The sequence below is a fragment of the Kineococcus rhizosphaerae genome (genome assembly GCF_003002055.1).
In the GTDB taxonomy this organism is placed as follows: domain Bacteria; phylum Actinomycetota; class Actinomycetes; order Actinomycetales; family Kineococcaceae; genus Kineococcus; species Kineococcus rhizosphaerae.
Genome location: NZ_PVZF01000006.1, coordinates 305,632 through 322,375 on the forward strand (window position 1 = coordinate 305,632; position 16,744 = coordinate 322,375).

A 16,744-nucleotide genomic window follows, 5' to 3' on the forward strand; every position below is an offset into this window, starting at 1 on the left:
AGCGCCCGGCGACCCGTGCCACGATCCGTTCGTGCCGTTCCGGATGACCGTGCTGGGGACCGACGTGGAGATCGAGGTCCCTCCCGGAACCACCCTGTCCGGTGCCCGGGAGGCGTTCGAGGAGGTCACCGGCCCGTGGCCCGGGGACTGGACCGGCTGGGTGCCCGGCGGCCCCGGCGCGGTCCTGGGCCTGCCCCCGTTGCTGGCCGGTTCCTCGTTGCCGCCCAACGACTCCGGCGAGGGAGAACTCGTCGTGGTCGCCGGTCCGGTCGCCGGGGAACGTTTCTCCCTGATGCCGGGTCGTCACGTGGTGGGCCGTCCCGGGGAGGGTTCGGTGACGGTCGCGGTCGCCGACCCGTCGGTGTCGCGCCGGCACGCCGAACTCGAACTCTCCCCCTCCGGCGCGTTCACGGTGCGCGACCTCGGCTCGCTCAACGGAACCGCGGTGCTGCACGCAGGTGAACGGGAGGTGGTTCGCCGAAGCACCCAGATTCCCCCGGACGCCGAGTTCAGCATCGGCCACTCGGTGCTTCGACGTGGAACCCCTCCGGTCGCGGCGGCCGTCGTGCACCCCGACGGCGCCGGGCACCTCCTGCTGAACCGCGCACCCCGGTTGCTGCCCACCCCCGGGGCGCGGCGGTGGACCTGGCCCGTCGCCGACCCCCTGCCGGAGGGACCGGGGTTCCCGTGGCTGGGGCTGCTCGTCCCTCTCGCGGTCGCCGTGGTGCTGGCCGTGGTGTGGACGCCGGTCTCCCTGCTGCTGGGGGTGAGCTCCCCGGTCGTCGCGGCCGGGCAGTGGGCCGGGCAGCGTCGACGGCACCGACGGCTCACCGCGCGGCGCACCGCCGACGTCGCGGCCGAACGGGCCCGGGTGCGGGCCGAGGTCGACGACGCCGCCCGGCGCGAGCACGCCGGCCGGCACGCCCTGCACCCCGGCGCGCAGCACCTCGCCGCGCAGGTGACGTCCCGCGGCGACCGCCTGTTCACCCGCAGCCCCGGCGACGTGGACCACCTCAGCGCCCGGCTCGGGCTGGGCGACCTGCCCGCGGACACGGCCTCGCTGCAGGGCGGGCCCGGAACCCCCGTCCTGGCCGGGGTCCCGGTGACGGTGGCCCTCGACGCCGGTCCCGTCGGGTTCTGCGGTCCGGCGGTGGGCGTCGTCCGTCTCGTCGTGGCGCAGCTCGCCGGCTGGCAGTCCCCCGCCGACGTCCGCCTCGTCACCGGCCCGGGGTGGGAGTGGGCCCGGTGGCTGCCGCACCACGTGGAGGTCGCCGACGGGGACCTGCTCGGGTTCCCCGTCGCCGAGCTGCGGCGACGGCGGGACCGGCGCGAGGCCGCGCGCGAACCCGCCGTGGTCGTCGTGCTGGACCCCGTGGGCTGGTGGCGCGGCGACGCCCGGCTGGTCGAGCTGCTCACCGACGGTCCCGCGCTGGGCGTCCACACGATCTGCCTCGGTGACGGGCGGGCCGACCTGCCCGCGCAGTGCCGGACGGTCGTGGACGCGGCGGCCGGCCGGGTCCTGACGGCCCAGGACCGGCTGCCGGTGCGCCTGGACGCCGTCAGCGAGGAGTGGGCCGAGCACCTCGCCCGGGGGCTGGCACCCGTGCTCGACGCGGCCGCCGCGTCCGGCGGCGCCGTCCCGGCCGACGTCCGGCTGCTGGACCTCCTCGGTCCGCCCACGGTGGAGTCCCTGCAGCGCAGCTGGTCGCGGTCCACCGGTCTGCCGGCGGTGCTGGGCGCCGAGGCGTCGGGGGTCTGCGCGGTGGACCTGGTGCGCGACGGCCCGCACGCGCTGCTGGCGGGTACGACGGGGTCGGGCAAGTCGGTCCTGCTGACGACGCTGGTGGTCTCGCTGGCGCTGGCCCGCGCGCCCGAGCACCTGCAGTTCGTCCTCGTCGACTACAAGGGCGGGGCGGCGTTCGGGGAGTGCACCCGGTTGCCGCACGTGGCGGGTCTGGTGACCGACCTCGACGACCAGCTGGCGGACCGGGTGCTGCGCAGCCTGCGGGCGGAGGTGTCGCGCCGGGAGCGGGTCCTGGCCGCGGCGGGGGTCGGCGACGTGCGGGACCTGCCCGCGGGGCGGCTCGCCCGGCTGGTGGTGGTGGTCGACGAGTTCCGGGTGCTGTCCCAGGAGGTGCCGGAGTTCGTCGACGGGCTGGTGCGGCTGGCGTCGGTGGGGCGCTCGCTGGGGGTGCACCTGGTACTGGCGACGCAGCGGCCGGCGGGTGTGGTGAGCCCGGAGATCCGGGCGAACACCGACCTGCGGATCGCGCTGCGGGTGCAGGACCGGGCCGACGCGGACGACGTGGTGGGCGATCCGCGGCCGGCGGGTTTCACCGTCCCGGGGCGGGCGGTGCTGCGCGGGGTGGCGGGACTGCGCGAGTTCCAGACCGCCCGGTTGCGCGGCCCGGCCGGTGGGAGCGGTGTGCGGGTGCGCGTCGTGGGCGACCCGGCGCCGGCCGGCGACGTCGACGACCTGCCGGCGGTGGTGGAGGTCGTGCGGGCCGCCGCCGCGGGACGGCCCCGGCCCCCGGCTCCCTGGTTGCCGCCGCTGCCCCGGTCGGTGCCGGCGCGGGACGTCCCCGCCGGTTCCGGCACCCGGCTCGTGTGGGGCGTCCTGGACCTCCCCGACGTCCAGGCGCGCGCGAGCGCCGGGTGGGACCTGGCGGCCGGCCACCACCTGCTGGTCGTCGGCGGGGTGCGCAGCGGGCGGACCACCGCGTTGCGGCGGATCGTCACCGAGGCCGCCGGGGTGGCGGACGTCGAGGTCCACGTGCTGGACGCCGGGGGCGGTCTGCTCGACCTGGCCGGGACGGGGGCGACGGGGTCGGTCGTCACGCCGCAGGAGCCGTGGCGGGCGGCCCGGCTGCTGGAGCGCGTGCAGGAGGAGGTGGACCGGCGGCGGGCGCAGCGGGCGTGGTCGGGCCACCTCCTGGTCGTGGTCGACGGCTGGGAGGCGTGGTCGGCGGCGTTGACGGCAGCCGACCCGGCGGCGGGCGTGGACCCGCTGCTGCGGCTGCTGCGCGAGGGGTCGGCGACGGGAGTGCGCGTCGTCGTCGCCGGGGACCGGCAGGCGCTGACGGGCGCGGTGTCGTCGACGGTGGGGGCGGTGGTGCTGCTGCGCACGGCCGACCGCACCGACACGACCCTGCTGGGGGTGCGACCGGCGGCGTTCCCGCGCGACGCGCCCCCGGGGCGGGGGCTGTTCGTCGTGGACGGGGTCGGGCACGAGGTGCAGGTGGTGCTGCCCGGGGAGCCCGGCGAGCGGGCCGGGCGCGTCCCGCGCTGCGCGGTCGCTCCGCTGCCCGAGCGGGTGGCCGGGCTCACCGGTCCCGCGGTGGGTCGCGGTGGGGACACCGGCGGGCCCGTGGTGGTCGAGGTCGACGGCGTCGTCCTGGTGACGGGTCCGCCCGGCAGCGGCCGCACCAGCGCCCTGCGGGCCTTCGCCGCGGCCGAGGCGCGAAGCGGCGGCCGGGTGGTGTGGGCGCGCGAGGAGGAACCCGCGGTCGTGGGCGAGGTCCTCGCGAGTGGCGGTCTCGTGCTGCTCGACGACATGCACCGCCCGCTGCCGCCGGCCGTGGAGGACGTCGTGACGGCCGCCCTCCTGGGGCCGCGCGGGCCGCGGTTCGTCGTCGCGGGGGACGGGGCGGAGCTCGTCGCGGCGTTCCGGGGCCCGGCGGCGACGGTCCGGGCGGCGGCGCGGACGGTCGTGCTGCTCGGCCGTGACGGCCGGGTGCCCGCGGAGGTCGTCTCCCGCCGTCCGGTGGTGAGCCCGGGACCGGGACCGGGGGCGGGTTTCGTCGTGCGCGACGGACGGTGGACGAGCGTGCGGATCGCTTGTCCTACCGTGGCGCCGTGAGCTCTGCGACCCTGCGCCCCGCCACCCCCGCCGACGGGGCGGCGATCGCCGCCCTCGTGCGGGAGCTGGCCGAGTACGAACGCGAACCCGAGGCGGCGACGGCGAGCGCGGAGGACTTCGCCCGGGCCCTGGAACCGGGGACGGGGATCGGCTGCGTGCTGGCCGAGGTCGGGACCGGGGACGGTGTCGAGGTGGTGGGCATGGCGTTGTGGTTCACGACGTTCTCGACGTGGCTGGGCCGGCAGGGCATGTGGCTGGAGGACCTGTACGTGCGGCCCGCGCACCGGCGCGGCGGCATCGGGCGGGCGTTCTTCGCCGAGCTGGGACGCGTCTGCGCCGAGCGCGGGTTCGGCCGGCTGGAGTTCACGGTGCTGGACTGGAACACCCCGGCGCACGCCTTCTACCGGGCGCTGGGCGCCCGTCCCCAGGACGACTGGACGACGTGGCGCCTCGACGGGGAACGTTTGGCGGCCCTGCCGGGCGGGCACCCTCCCGTGACCTGACGTGTTCGTCCGTATACGTTGAGCATCTGCGACAGTCCCCGCCACCGGCCCCGAGAGGACGAAGCCCCGTGTCGATCCCCACGACCGGCGAAACGACCGGCGCTCCGACGACGGAGCCCTCGACCGACCTCGTGGAGCTGCGGGTCCCGGCCGACCCGGCGTACCTGACGGTCGTGCGGACGGCCAGCGCGGGCCTGGCCGCCCGCCTCGACCTCACACTCGACGAGATCGAGGACCTGCGGATCGCCGTCGACGAGGCGTGCACGCTCCTGCTGGGCCCCACCCCCACCGACGACGAGCTCGTCGCCACGTTCCGCCTCGGCGAGGGCACGCTGGAGGTCGAGGTCCGCGGCCCGGCCCCCGAGCTGCCGGAACGCTCCAGCTTCGCCTGGGCCGTGCTGGAGGCCCTCGTCGGGGAGGTGTTCACGGGGACGTCGGCCACCGGGGCATGGATCGTGCTGCGCCACAGCAGGACCACCGGAGCGGCGGCGTCCCTCGTGACGGGGGTCGGGTGAGCGGGGCACCCCACGGTCCCGCGAGCCCGGGACTGTCGGTGCAGCAGGGCACCGAGCCCGAGAACCCCGAGCAGGCCCTGCTCGTCCGGATGGCGGCCCTGCCCCCCGGCGACCCGGAACGGTCGCGGCTGCGCGAGGACCTGACCCGGCGGAACCTGCCGCTGGCCGAGCACCTCGCCGCCCGGTTCCTGGGCCGGGGCGAACCGCACGACGACCTCGTCCAGGTCGCCACGATCGGTCTGCTGAAGGCCCTGGACCGGTTCGACCCCGGACGCGGGGTGCCGTTCGGGGCGTACGCGGTGCCCACCATGCTGGGCGAGATCAAGCGCCACTTCCGGGACCGCGGCTGGGCGATGCGGGTGCCGCGCCGGGTCCAGGAGGCGGGCCGCGTCCTGGCCGACGCCCGCGAGTCGCTCACGCACGAGCTGGGCCGGGCCCCCACCGTCGTCGAGCTCGCGCAGCGCACCGGCCGCGAGCCCGACGACGTCGTCGAGGTGCTGGAGTCGGCGAACGCCTACTCGACCCTGCCCCTGGACACCGGGTCCCCGACGTCCCCGGTCCTGTCCCTCGGCGCGGACGACGAGGCGCTCGAGAGCGTCGAGAACCGCGAGGCGCTGCGGCCGCTGCTCGCGGCCCTGCCCCCCCGTGAGCGGCGGATCCTCGCGCTGCGCTTCGTCCGCGGGATGTCCCAGGCCCAGATCGCCGCCGAGGTCGGGATCTCGCAGATGCACGTCTCGCGGTTGCTCAGCCGGACGCTGGCCGACCTGCGGGACGGGCTCGGCGACGTCGAAGCGCCCTGACGCCCTGAGCTCAGCGGCCCACCTGCTGCGAGACGCGGGGGGTGAACAGCCCGACGCCGACGACGACGGCGGGCAGCACGAGCACGATCCCCGTCCACGGGGACCCGCCGGAGAACGCAGGCACCCCGGCGGCGACCTGCAGGACCTGCCAGACGACGACCGGCGAGCGAGCCCAGGCCGAGCGGCGCAGCAGTCCCCAGCCGCAGAAACCGAGGCCGGCCGCGAAGAGCAGCGCCAGCGCGACGAGCGAGACGACCGCGACGGGAGCGCTGGACCCCTCGACCACGAGCCCGTGCACGAGGTAGACCGCCCCGGCCAGCAGGAGCAGCACCTCGAAGCCCACGAGGACGACGATCGCGGTCAGCAGTGGCGGACGTGGCGGGAGTGTCGGAAGCTTGGGCGGCGAGGCGGACGGCACGAGCAGCACGGTACGACGCCGTCCTCCAAGGGTGTCCCCCTCCGGGGGGACGATGTCCGGCGTGTCGAGGGCGGCACGCCGTGTGATCGCGGATTACAGGAAGGGGTCTTCCGTGTTACGCCCGTGTGACGTACTCGACACCCGTTCTCCACGATCGGAGTGGCTGTACCTCTTGTGAAAGCGCGCACGAGGTGTGAACCTGGATCCAACGCGATCCCCGACACACGTCGTCACCTGGGAAGTTGCAGGTGGTCGAGCGTTTGTCCCGGCACCGCCGGCGTTGCCGGTGCTCAGGGATCCTGCGTGTCCAGCTCGTTTCGACGGGACGGGCACGCGTGTCCTGAGACCGAAACACGCTAGAAGGAGTGGAACCCCCATGGACTGGCGCCACACCGCCGCCTGCCTCGACGAAGACCCCGAGCTCTTCTTCCCCATCGGCAACACCGGGCCCGCGATCCTGCAGATCGAAGAGGCCAAGGCCGTCTGCCGTCGCTGCGACGTCGTCGACTCCTGCCTGAAGTGGGCGCTGGAGACCGGCCAGGACGCCGGCGTCTGGGGCGGGATGAGCGAGGACGAGCGTCGTGCGCTCAAGCGCCGCGCCGCCCGCGCCCGCCGCGCGAGCTGACCCAGCACCTGCACGACGCGAGAAGCCCCCGACCGTCCGGTCGGGGGCTTCTCGCGCACCTCAGTTGCGGACGCTGCCGATCTGCGCGGCGTCCCGGCGCACCCGAAGGTCCAGCCGGACCTCGGTCCCCCCAGCCTCGCTGGCCCCGAACTCCATGCGCCCGCGCAGCTCACCGGCCACCAGGGACCGCACGATCTGGGTCCCGAGCCCGGAACTGCCGACCTGGAAGTCCTGCGGCAGGCCCACCCCGTCGTCGCTGACGACGACCTCGAGCCGATCGTCGGCCGTGTGCTCCACCTTCACGACGACGGTCCCGGCCTTGTCGGACCCGAAGCCGTGCTCGACGGCGTTGGTCACCAGCTCGGTCAGGACGAGCGCGAGCGCCGTCGCGTCCTCCTGGCGCAGCTCCCCGAACTTGCCCTCGCGCACCGTGCGGACCCGTTCGGCGTTCTCCATGGCGACCTCGGCCGCCATCATCAGGCACCGGTCGAGAACCTGGTCGAAGTCGACGTTCTCGTCGATGCCCTGCGACAGGGTCTCGTGCACCGTCGCGATGGTCTCCACGCGGCGCATGGCCTCCTGCAGCGCCGAGCGCCCCTCCTCCGAGTGCAGCCGCCGGGCCTGCAGGCGCAGCAGCGCGGCGACCGTCTGGAGGTTGTTCTTGACGCGGTGGTGGACCTCGCGGATCGTCGCGTCCTTCGTCATGAGTTCGCGCTCACGACGGCGCAGTTCGGAGACGTCCCGGACCAGCAGCAGCGCGGCGATCCGGTTCGTGGTCCCGTCCTCCTTGCGGGTCAACGGGATCGCCCGCATCGACAGCGTCGCCGCCTCGGTCTCCAGGTCGGTCCGCCACGGCGCGCGACCGGTGACGACCAGCGGCAGCGACTCGTCGACGGGCAGGTGGGAGGCGGCCAGCGAGCTGGAGATCTCCGCGAGGTTGGCGCCGACGAGTTCCCCGATGAGCCCCGCCCGGTGGAACGCCGACAGGGCGTTGGGGCTCGCGTAGGTGACGACGCCGTCGGCGTCCAGGCGCAGCATGCCGTCCCCCACCCGGGGCGCCCCGCGCCGCGGCCCGGTCGGCGCCGCGGTCTGCGGGAACTCCCCGGCGGCGATCATCCGGGTGAGGTCGTCGGCGCACTTGACGTAGTTCAGCTCGAGCCGGCTCGGCGTGCGGGACGTCGCCAGGTTCGTGTGCCGGGCCAGGACCCCGAGCACGACGCCCTCGCGGACGACGGGGATCGTCTCCTCGCGCACGGGCACGTCGTCGTCCCACTCCGGGTCGCGCCCGCGCAGGCTGCGCGCCTCGTCGAAGGTCGTGTCGACCTGCGGGCGACGACCGCGTTCCAGCAGCGCCCCCACCACGTCGTCGTAGTGCACCGTCGGGCCGGTCGTCGGCCGGCAGTGGGCGACCGCGACGAAGTGCTGTCGGTCGGCCGTGGGGACCCACAGCACGAGGTCGGCGAAGGACAGGTCCGAGATCAGCTGCCAGTCGCCGACGAGGAGCCGCAGCCACTCGGCCTCGGCGCCCCCGATCGCCGTCTCGGAGTGCAGCAGGTCCGACATGGTGGGCACCCCGCGAGCCTACGGCCCCAGCTGATCCACGGGCCGGTCAACCCGCGCGCAGCACCGTGCGCAGCGCCCGCAGGCCCACCGACAGCGCCGCGAGGTCCCCGGCGCCCGGTTCCCCCTCCAGGTCCCCCATGGTCTGCTGGGCCCGCCGGACGGCCGGGGCGTGCGCGGTCTCCCACGCCAGCACCGCGGCCGCCGCGTCCAGCGGCTGCCCGTCGCCCGTGGCCGGGGCCTCGGCGACGACGGCCGCGGTGAAGTCGCGGACCGCGGAGTACAGGTCGTCGCGCAGGGCCGCCCGGGCCAGGGACTGCCACCGGTCCGAGCGCGGCAGCGCGCTGATCCCGTTGAGGACGGACTCGATGGCGTAGCGGTCCGACAGCTCGTACCAGACCTGCGCGATCTCCTCCACGGTGCGCCCGGCGGCGGCCGCGACCTCGACGACGTCCAGCAGCGGGAACAGCGACAGCAGCGACGCCGTCCGCCGCGCCTCCTGCTCGGGCACACCCCGCTCGGTGAACCACGCGGCCTCGGTCTCGACCGTGGCCGCGTCCTGGCCCTTCATCAGGCCCGTACCCCCCGCCTCGGCGATCCGGGGCGCCAGCTGCGCCACCGCGGGCCGGAAGCGGGCGATCTCGGCCGGCACGTCGACGCCCTCCGGGCGGGTGTGCAGCAGCCACCGCACCGAGCGGTCCAGCAACCGCTGGTGCTCCTGGCGCAGGCGGGACTGCGCGAACGCCTCGACCTGCCCGTCCAGGGCCTCCACCGCGGCGGCCCGCTCGCCCAGCCCGAACACCTCCGAGGCCACCACGAAGGCGCGGACGACGTCGGCGGGGTCGCTGCCGGTCTCCTCGGCGGCGCGGAAGGCGAACGTCAGCCCCCCCGTGCCGACGACGTGGTTCACCAGGACCGTCGTGGCGATCTCCCGCCGCAGCGGGTGGTCGGCCAGGTGGTCGCCGAACCGCTCCCCGAGCTCGGCGGGGAAGTACCCGCGCAACGTGCTCGCCACCCACTCCTCGTCCGGCAGCGAGCTGCCCAGCACGGCGCGGCCGAGGCTGATCTTGGCGTGGGCGAGGAGCACGGACAGTTCCGGCATCGTCAGGCCGCCGCCGTCGCGGGCCCGGCGGTCCAGTTCGGCCGACGACGGCAACGCCTCGAGCCGCCGGTCCACGTCGCCGCTGCGCACCAGCGCGTCCAGGAACCGCCGGTGCGCCGGCAGCAACCCCGCGGCGAAGCCGCCCTCCACGGACAGGACGACGTTCTGGTCGTAGTTGTCGCGCAGCACCAGCCGGCCGACCTCGTCGGTCATCCGCAGCAGCGTCTCGTTCCGGTCGGCGGGGTCGAGCTCGCCCTGCGTGACGAGGTGGTCCAGCAGGATCTTGATGTTGACCTCGTGGTCGGAGCAGTCCACCCCGGCGGAGTTGTCGATGGCGTCGGTGTTCAGCTTGACGCCCGTCCCGGCGTTGCCCAGGGTCGCGGCCTCGATGCGCCCGCGCTGGGTCAGGCCGAGGTTCCCGCCCTCGCCGACGACCTTGACCCGCAGGTCCCGGCCGTCGATGCGGATGGCGTCGTTGGCCTTGTCCCCCACGTCGGCGTGCGACTCGGTGGAGGCCTTCACGTACGTGCCGATCCCGCCGTTCCAGAACAGGTCCACCGGCGCCGCCAGGACCGCCTTCAGCAGGTCGGTCGGAGGCAGCGACCGCGTGCCCGGTTCCAGGCCGAGGCGTTCGGCGACCTGCGGGCTGACGGGGACCGACTTCGCCGTCCGCGGGTACACGCCCCCGCCCGCGGAGATGAGCGAGGCGTCGTAGTCGGCCCACGAGGAGCGCGGCAGCGCGAACAACCGGGCCCGTTCGGCGTGCGAGGCCGCCGGATCGGGGTTCGGGTCGAGGAACACGTGCCGGTGGTCGAACGCCGCCACGAGCTGGATCCGCTCGGACAGGAGCATCCCGTTGCCGAACACGTCACCGCTCATGTCACCCACGCCGACGACCGTGAACGGTTCCGTCTGGGTGTCGTGCCCCAGCTCGCGGAAGTGCCGCCGCACGCTCTCCCAGGCCCCGCGGGCGGTGATGCCCATCGCCTTGTGGTCGTAGCCCACCGACCCGCCCGACGCGAACGCGTCCCCGAGCCAGAACCCGCGCGAGACGGCGATCTCGTTGGCGATGTCGGAGAACGTCGCCGTCCCCTTGTCCGCGGCCACGACCAGGTAGGAGTCGTCGCCGTCGTAGCGCACGACGTCGACCGGGGGCACCGTGGTCCGGACCCCGTCGACGGTGCGCAGGTCGTCCGTGATGTCCAGCAACCCCGCGATGAACGTCTTGTACGACGCGACGCCCTCGGCCCACCACGCGTCGCGGTCCACCGCCGGGTCCGGCAGCCGCTTGGCGACGAACCCGCCCTTGGCCCCGGTCGGGACGATGACGGCGTTCTTCACGATCTGCGCCTTCACCAGCCCCAGGACCTCGGTGCGGAAGTCCTCGCGCCGGTCCGACCAGCGCAACCCGCCGCGGGCGACCTCCCCGAACCGCAGGTGCACGCCCTCCACGCGCGGGGAGTAGACCCACACCTCGGCGTGCGGGGCGGGCTCGGGCATCCCCACCACCAGCCTGGGGGCCAGCTTGAACGACAGGTACGGGTGCTCGGACCCGTCCGGGGCGTGCTGGTAGGCGTTCGTCCGCACGACGGCCTGCACCACCGACAGCAGCGCCCGCAGGATCCGGTCGGCGTCCAGGCTCGCGACGCCGTCCAGCGCCCCGCGGGTCTCCTCTTCGAGGGCATCGACGAGTTCGGCGCGCTCGGCGTCGTGACCGGAGCGGATCGGGGCGAACCGGGCCTCGAACAGCCGCACGACGAGCCGGGTGATCCCGACGTCGTTGAGCAGGGAGTTCGCGACGTAGTCGAGGGAGTACGCCAGACCCACCTGACGCAGGTAGCGGACCAGGGCACGCACGACCGCGACCTGCCGCCACGTCAGCTGCCCCGCCAGCACCAGGCGGGCCAGGGAGTCGCTCTCGGCGCGCCCCGACCACGCGGCGGCGAAGGCGTCGCAGAAGCGGGTGCGGGCGGCCGCCGGGTCGGCGTCCAGCTGCCAGACGTCGACGGGCAGCCGCAGGCCGACGTCGTCGACCCACACCTTGCGACCGTCCTCGCGGGTCAGCAGGTGCGGTCGCTCGTCCGTCACCTCGACCCCGAGGTCGGTGAGCACCGGCAGGACGGCGCTGAGGGTGACCGGGCTCGTCCGGTAGCTCGTCAGGCGCCACGAGCGCGGCTGCTCGGGGTCCTCCCGCAGGTCCAGGGCCGGCTGGTCGCCGGCGTCCGCGGCCAGCAGCTCCTCGGCGCGCCGCAGGTCCATGACGGCCCGCTCGACGGGGACCGAGGCGCGGTAGCCGTTGGGGATGCCCCCGGCCCAGCGCCGCACCAGCGCCGCGCCCGCGTCACCGGCGGACCCGCGGGCGGCGTCGACGACGTCGTCCTCCCACGAGCGTGCCGCCCGCGCGACGTCGGCCTCCAGCTGGGAGACGTCGACGTCGACGAGCTCCTCACCCGGCCGGGCCCGCACCACGACGTGCAACCGCGCCAGGACCGACTCCGAGACCCGCAGCGTGTGCTCGACGGACCCACCGTCGAAGGCGTCCAGCAGGATCTGCTCGATCCGCGCGCCGACCCGCGTCGTGTACCGGTCGCGCGGCAGGTACACCAGGCAGGACATGAACCGCCGGTAGTCGTCGCGCCGCAGGAACAGGCGCGTGCGACGACGCTCCTGCAACCGCAGCACCGCCAGCGACGTGACGAGGATCGACTCCACGTCGGCCTGCAGCAGCTCGTCGCGCGGGAACGTCTCCAGGATGCTCAGCAGGTCCTTCGCCGAGTGCCCGCTGGAGCCGAACCCCGCGCGCTGCAGCACCTCGGTGACCTTCTCGGCCACGACGGGGACCCGCTTGACCGAGTCGGTGTAGGCCCCGGACGTGAACAACCCCAGGAACCGGCGTTCGCCCGTGACGGCGCCGGAGGCGTCGAACGTCTTGACGCCGACGTAGTCCAGGAACGCGGGGCGGTGGACCGTCGCCTGCGCGTTGGCCTTCGTGACGACCAGGACCTGCGGTTCGGTCGCCTTGTCCCGCACCGGGCCCGACAGCTTGCGCTCACGCCCTCCCGAACGCCCGGGCCGGTCGGCCAGGACGCCCAGCCCGCTCTCGGGGCGGGCCACCAGCACCATCTCCTCGGCGTCCCGCCCGGCGTCCTGCCCGGTGTCGTCGTCCTCCTGCGGCCGTCCCGTCGTGCGCAGGTCGTACTCCCGGTACCCGAGGAACGTGAACCGGTCGTCGGCCATCCACCGCAGGAAGCGCTCGGCGGTCCGCAGCTCGGACGCGGAGATGCCCCTGGGCGGGTCGATCTGCAGGTTGTCCGCGATCTGCAGGGCCTTGGCGCGCATGGCCTGCCAGCCGTTGACCGCCGCCCGGACGTCGTCCAGGACGTCCTGCAGCTGCGCCAGCAACGCGTCGTCACCGCCGCCGTCGTCACCGGGCAGGGCGTCGATCTCGATGCGGATCCACGACTCCGCCGGTTCCGACGGCGGTGCGGTGCCGACGTCGTGCAGGTCCTCCAGCCGTCCCTCGGGCGAGCGGCGCGCCGCGAGGCGGGGGTGGACGAGCAGGTGGATGCCCCGACCGGCCCGGGTGAGGGCCGCGGTGAGGCTGTCGACGAGGAACGGCACGTCGTCCGTGACGACCTCGACCGTGGAACGGCCCTCCCCCGAGCCCGACGACGGCCCGTCCACCAGGCGCACCAACGTGTCACCGGGCCGGCGCACCGCCCCGCACCGCAGGTGCGAGGCCACGGCCTCCAGCAGCTCGGCCGGGGCGCGGTCGGACAGGTCCTCCGGGGCCGTGTGGGCGAAGTAGTCCAGCAGGAGGCGCTCGACGGCGGTGCCAGCGCGCAGGTCCGCGGGTGTCCCCTCCCCCCACGAGGTGTCGGGCGCCGTCGAGGCGGCTCGCACGAGCTCGCGGACGCTGCCGGCAGGGGTCGACGGTGCGGGCATCACTGCTCCGATTCGCGGGTGGGTACGCCCCGCCAGCCTAGTGGTGATCACCAGGACCCTGCAGGGCGACGCCTAGAGTGGGCCACGCCCCACCTGCGTGATCTCGGTCTCAGCCACCGTCCACCACCCGGAAGGACCCGCCGCACCGTGCCCGTCCAGTTCTCCGAGCGCTCGGAGTTCAGCGCTGCCCCCGACGCCGTCTTCGCCGTCCTCGTCGACCCGGCCTTCCTGCGGGCCCGCGCCGAGGGGGACGAGACGGTCGCTCACACCGAGTCGGTCGCGCAGGACGGCGACGCGACCGTCGTGACGACGTCGCGCACCGTGCGCACCGACGTCCTGCCCGCGGCGGCGGCGAAGTTCATCGGCGCGACGGCGGTCGTGGACCAGGTGGAGCGGTGGGGCCCGCCGGAGCCCGACGGGACCCGCCGGGCGCGGCTGACGCTGACCGTCCGGTCGGCTCCCGTCGAACTGGTGGCCACGACGGTCCTCGCCCCGACGCCCGGGGGCAGCGCGGCCCAGCTCGACGGGTCGCTGACCGTCCGCGTGCCGCTCCTCGGTGGACAGGTCGAGAAGGCGGCGCTGCCCGGCCTGCTGCAGCTCATCCGTTCCGAAGTGGAGCTGGCGCGGGAGTGGTTGCCCCGCTGAGGCTCAGCCGACGGCGAGGAGCAGCGGCAGTTCGCCGGCGTCGTACCAGAGCAGGTCGTGCCCCTCGCAGGCCTCGAGCGTGAACTGCGCGTCCTCGTCACCGGCGTCGGCCGCCGCCAGCGCACCGATCGCGGCCCGGACGTCGGCTTCCGCCTCGGCGTCGTCGACGTGGACGCTGACGAGGTCGGCCAGACGCAACGGGACGTCCACCCGCACCTGCGACCGCTCGGGACCGGACCAGGCACCACGGGTGGACTCCACCGCGGCGTCGGGCACGTCGAGGGCGAGCACGACGCGGCGCGGGGCGGCCGCCGGCTCCTCGGCCAGCAGCCGGACGGACCGGCCCGCCGCGTCCGTCATCGCCACGAACTCCAGCTCCTCCTCGAGGTCACGAGGATCGGCGTCGGCGTAGAAGTCGCGCAGCGTCGGGGTGACGGCGTGGACCGTGACCGGTGCCGGCGCGAGCTCACCGGACCCGGCGAGCCGCGCCAGGGCGGTCAGCGTCGTCGGCCAGTACACCCGCACGGTTCAGTCCTCGTCCTCTGCCTCGTCGGCGTCGTCCCCGGACGCCGGGTCCGGCTCGGCGTCCTCGTCGGTCCCGTCCTCGTCCCACTCCTCCTCGAAGACGATGCCGTCGAGCTCGTCGAGCCGCTCGGAGGCGTCCGTCTCGCCCTCGGTGTCGGCCTCGGCGGCCTTGACCAGCCACTCGCGGGCCTCGGCGGCCCGGCCGACGGAGATCAGCGCGTCGGCGTAGGCGTACCAGAGACGGGCGCGCCACGGGGCCCGGCTGTTGGTCCGCAGCTGCGGGACCTGCAGGGACACGACCGCGGCCTCGTGCTGGCCCAGGTCGTGGCGCGCGCCGGCGGCGACGATGAGCATCTCGACCTTGGAGGGCGTGTCGAGCCCGGCCGCCTCCGGGGAGGTCGCCAGGTCGAGGGCACGCTCGGGCCGACCCAGACCGCGCTCGCTGTCCGCCATGAGCGGCAGGTAGCTGTCGTCGCCGGTCATCCGACGCACCGTGCGCAGCTCGGCCAGGGCCTCGCGGAAGTGCCCCGCCTTGTAGGCCGCGATGGCCGCGGCCTCGCGCACGGCCGCGATGCGACCGCCGCGCTTCTGCGCTGCCAGCGCGTGCTGCCAGGCCTCCTCGGCGTCGACGTCGACGAGACGGCCGCTGGCCACGAGGTGCTTGGCGACGATGTCGGCGTTGTCCCCGCTCAGGCTCTGCAGCGCACGACGCACGTCGCCGGGCAACTCCTTGCCCGTGATGTCCTCGGGCAGGCGCGGGCCCGACGGACGCGGAGGAACGCCACCCCGGCCACGCTCGGCGCCGGCCGAGCGCACCGGACCGCGGTCGTTGCGTCGAGGACGGTCCTCCCCGCGCTGCGGACGATCCGGGCGGCTGCCGCGGTCGCTGCGCGGCGCACGGTCGTCGCGGGCCGGACGCTCGGAGCGGAACCCGTCGCGCTGCGGCCGCCCACCCTGGGGGCCGCGGTCGCCACGGGAGGGGCGCTCACCGTCGCGACGGGGACGCTCGTCGCGCACGGGCCGTTCGTCGCGGGAGTCGCCGCGCTGCGGACGGTTCCCGTCACGACGCGGGCGGTCGTCGCGGGCCGGACGCTCGGACCGGAACCCGTCGCGCTGCGGCCGCCCACCCTGGGGACCGCGGGCACCACGGAACGGGCGGTCCCCGTCGCGGCGGGGACGGTCGTCGCGGCGGGGACGGTCGTCGCCGCGGGGACGGTCGTCGCGCGCGGGGCGATCGCTGCGGAAATCGTTGCGCTGCGGACGGTTCGCATCCCGCGAACCCTCACCACGGTAGGGGCGGTCCCCATCGCGCTGCGGACGGTCGCCGTAGCGCGACCCCTCGCTGCGGTACGGACGCTCCCCGTCACGGCGCGGACGGTCGTCGCGCTGGGGCCTGTCCCCGTAGCGAGCGCCTTCGCTGCGGTAGGGACGGTCTGCGTCTCGACGAGGACGGTCGGTGCGGTCGTCGCGTTGCGGGCGGTCGCCGTAGCGCGACCCCTCGCTGCGGTACGGACGCTCCCCGTCACGACGCGGACGGTCGTCACGCTGAGGCCTGTCCCCGTACCGTGCACCGTCACGCACCGGACGACCGGGACGCTGGTCGTCACCGGCGCTGGAACGACGAGGACCACCGGCGCGAAAACCACCAGACCCGCCCCGGGGCGTCTGGGGACGGCTCGAGCGGCGGTCGCCTTCACCGCGACCGCGAGCACCTTGATCTGCCATGCCGTTCTCCCACCCGCCGCGCCGAACGCGGTTGTCCTCGTCACTGTTCACGTTGAGCTCGTCGTACGAGCGGTCCAGCGTCTCACGCCTGGGGCTGGACATGCGTGTGGGGAGCAGCTCTCCTGACGAAGAACTGCTCCCCACACGTATCTCACTCAAGAGTGAGTGGCCGGCGGTGACCTACTCTCCCACCCAGTCTCCCGAGCAGTACCATCGGCGCTGGTGGGCTTAGCTTCCGGGTTCGGAATGAGACCGGGCGTTTCCCCACCGCTATGACCACCGGACCACAAAGGCCAGGATCGAACTCGAGTTCTCTCCCGAGAACCACACAATGGACGCGAACACTCAACAGCAGTGTCAATTCGTTAGATCGTCTTCGTGATCGATCGTTTCGCACTCTCGACCCGCACCCATCCCCACCAAAACTCTTGGTGGTGGCTGGTGCGTGGTAGACAAGTGATCGGCTTATTAGTACCGGTCAGCTCCACAGCTCTTTCGTCGCTGCTTCCACACCCGGCCTAT

General features: G+C 74.6%; 11 protein-coding genes and 1 rRNA gene. 6 read left to right on the forward strand and 6 right to left on the reverse strand.

Going from position 1 to position 16,744, the window contains the following annotated elements:
* Positions 1-31: 31 nt before the first annotated feature.
* From CLV37_RS14010 to CLV37_RS14025, 4 genes are all read left to right on the forward strand, one after another.
* Positions 32-3,859 (forward strand): type VII secretion EssC family protein, encoded by a 3,828-nt coding sequence (locus CLV37_RS14010; RefSeq protein WP_106211310.1) that lies wholly within the window; start codon positions 32-34, stop codon positions 3,857-3,859.
* Positions 3,856-4,362 (forward strand): GNAT family N-acetyltransferase, encoded by a 507-nt coding sequence (locus CLV37_RS14015; protein WP_106211312.1) that lies wholly within the window; start codon positions 3,856-3,858, stop codon positions 4,360-4,362. Before CLV37_RS14010 ends, CLV37_RS14015 begins: the two co-directional genes overlap by 4 nt.
* A 68-nt stretch (positions 4,363-4,430) precedes the next feature.
* Positions 4,431-4,877, forward strand: a complete 447-nt coding sequence (locus CLV37_RS14020) for an ATP-binding protein (RefSeq protein WP_106211314.1) — start codon at positions 4,431-4,433, stop codon at positions 4,875-4,877.
* Positions 4,874-5,677, forward strand: coding sequence for an RNA polymerase sigma factor SigF (locus CLV37_RS14025; RefSeq protein WP_245885404.1), 804 nt, complete (start codon positions 4,874-4,876; stop codon positions 5,675-5,677). The genes CLV37_RS14020 and CLV37_RS14025 overlap by 4 nt, the downstream gene beginning before the upstream one ends.
* 10 nt (positions 5,678-5,687) lie before the next feature.
* Here CLV37_RS14025 and CLV37_RS14030 read toward each other — a convergent pair whose 3' ends face one another.
* On the reverse strand, positions 5,688-6,095 hold the full coding sequence (locus tag CLV37_RS14030) for a hypothetical protein (RefSeq protein WP_146149407.1): 408 nt from the start codon (positions 6,093-6,095) through the stop codon (positions 5,688-5,690).
* 376 nt (positions 6,096-6,471) lie between these two features.
* Here CLV37_RS14030 and CLV37_RS14035 point away from each other — a divergent pair, with 376 nt between their 5' ends.
* Positions 6,472-6,720, forward strand: coding sequence for a WhiB family transcriptional regulator (locus tag CLV37_RS14035; RefSeq protein ID WP_106211318.1), 249 nt, complete (start codon positions 6,472-6,474; stop codon positions 6,718-6,720).
* Positions 6,721-6,780: 60 nt separating this feature from the next.
* On the opposite strand, the gene CLV37_RS14040 is transcribed toward CLV37_RS14035, so the two are convergent.
* Together CLV37_RS14040 and CLV37_RS14045 are read right to left on the reverse strand one after the other, a co-directional pair.
* On the reverse strand, positions 6,781-8,283 hold the full coding sequence (locus CLV37_RS14040; RefSeq protein WP_106211438.1) for a sensor histidine kinase: 1,503 nt from the start codon (positions 8,281-8,283) through the stop codon (positions 6,781-6,783).
* 46 nt (positions 8,284-8,329) lie between these two features.
* On the reverse strand, positions 8,330-13,327 hold the full coding sequence (locus CLV37_RS14045) for an NAD-glutamate dehydrogenase (protein ID WP_106211440.1): 4,998 nt from the start codon (positions 13,325-13,327) through the stop codon (positions 8,330-8,332).
* Positions 13,328-13,474: 147 nt separating this feature from the next.
* Between CLV37_RS14045 and CLV37_RS27645 the strand changes: the two genes are divergently transcribed.
* Positions 13,475-13,972: a DUF2505 domain-containing protein gene (locus tag CLV37_RS27645; protein ID WP_170127258.1), complete on the forward strand. Its 498-nt coding sequence runs from the start codon at positions 13,475-13,477 to the stop codon at positions 13,970-13,972.
* Positions 13,973-13,975: 3 nt separating this feature from the next.
* On the opposite strand, the gene CLV37_RS14055 is transcribed toward CLV37_RS27645, so the two are convergent.
* The 3 genes from CLV37_RS14055 to rrf all read right to left on the reverse strand — a co-directional run bounded on the left by CLV37_RS14055 (position 13,976) and on the right by rrf (position 16,506).
* Positions 13,976-14,497 carry a DUF6912 family protein gene (locus CLV37_RS14055; RefSeq protein WP_106211322.1) on the reverse strand — a complete coding sequence of 174 codons (522 nt, stop codon included), beginning with the start codon at positions 14,495-14,497 and terminating at the stop codon, positions 13,976-13,978.
* 3 nt (positions 14,498-14,500) lie between these two features.
* The gene (locus CLV37_RS14060) at positions 14,501-15,211 is read right to left on the reverse strand and encodes a hypothetical protein (RefSeq protein ID WP_106211324.1); all 711 of its coding nucleotides are present in this window, start codon (positions 15,209-15,211) and stop codon (positions 14,501-14,503) included.
* 1,178 nt (positions 15,212-16,389) lie between these two features.
* Positions 16,390-16,506 (reverse strand): 5S ribosomal RNA (rrf, locus tag CLV37_RS14070).
* Between the last annotated feature and the right edge of the window lie 238 nt (positions 16,507-16,744).

Bases quoted from the DNA above. Each gene is read 5' to 3' on its own strand.
- CLV37_RS14040 (WP_106211438.1), bottom strand. From the start codon at position 8,283: ATGTCGGACCTGCTGCACTCCGAGACGGCGATCGGGGGCGCCGAGGCC.
- CLV37_RS14035 (WP_106211318.1), top strand. From the start codon at position 6,472: ATGGACTGGCGCCACACCGCCGCCTGCCTCGACGAAGACCCCGAGCTC.
- CLV37_RS14045 (WP_106211440.1), bottom strand. From the start codon at position 13,327: ATGCCCGCACCGTCGACCCCTGCCGGCAGCGTCCGCGAGCTCGTGCGA.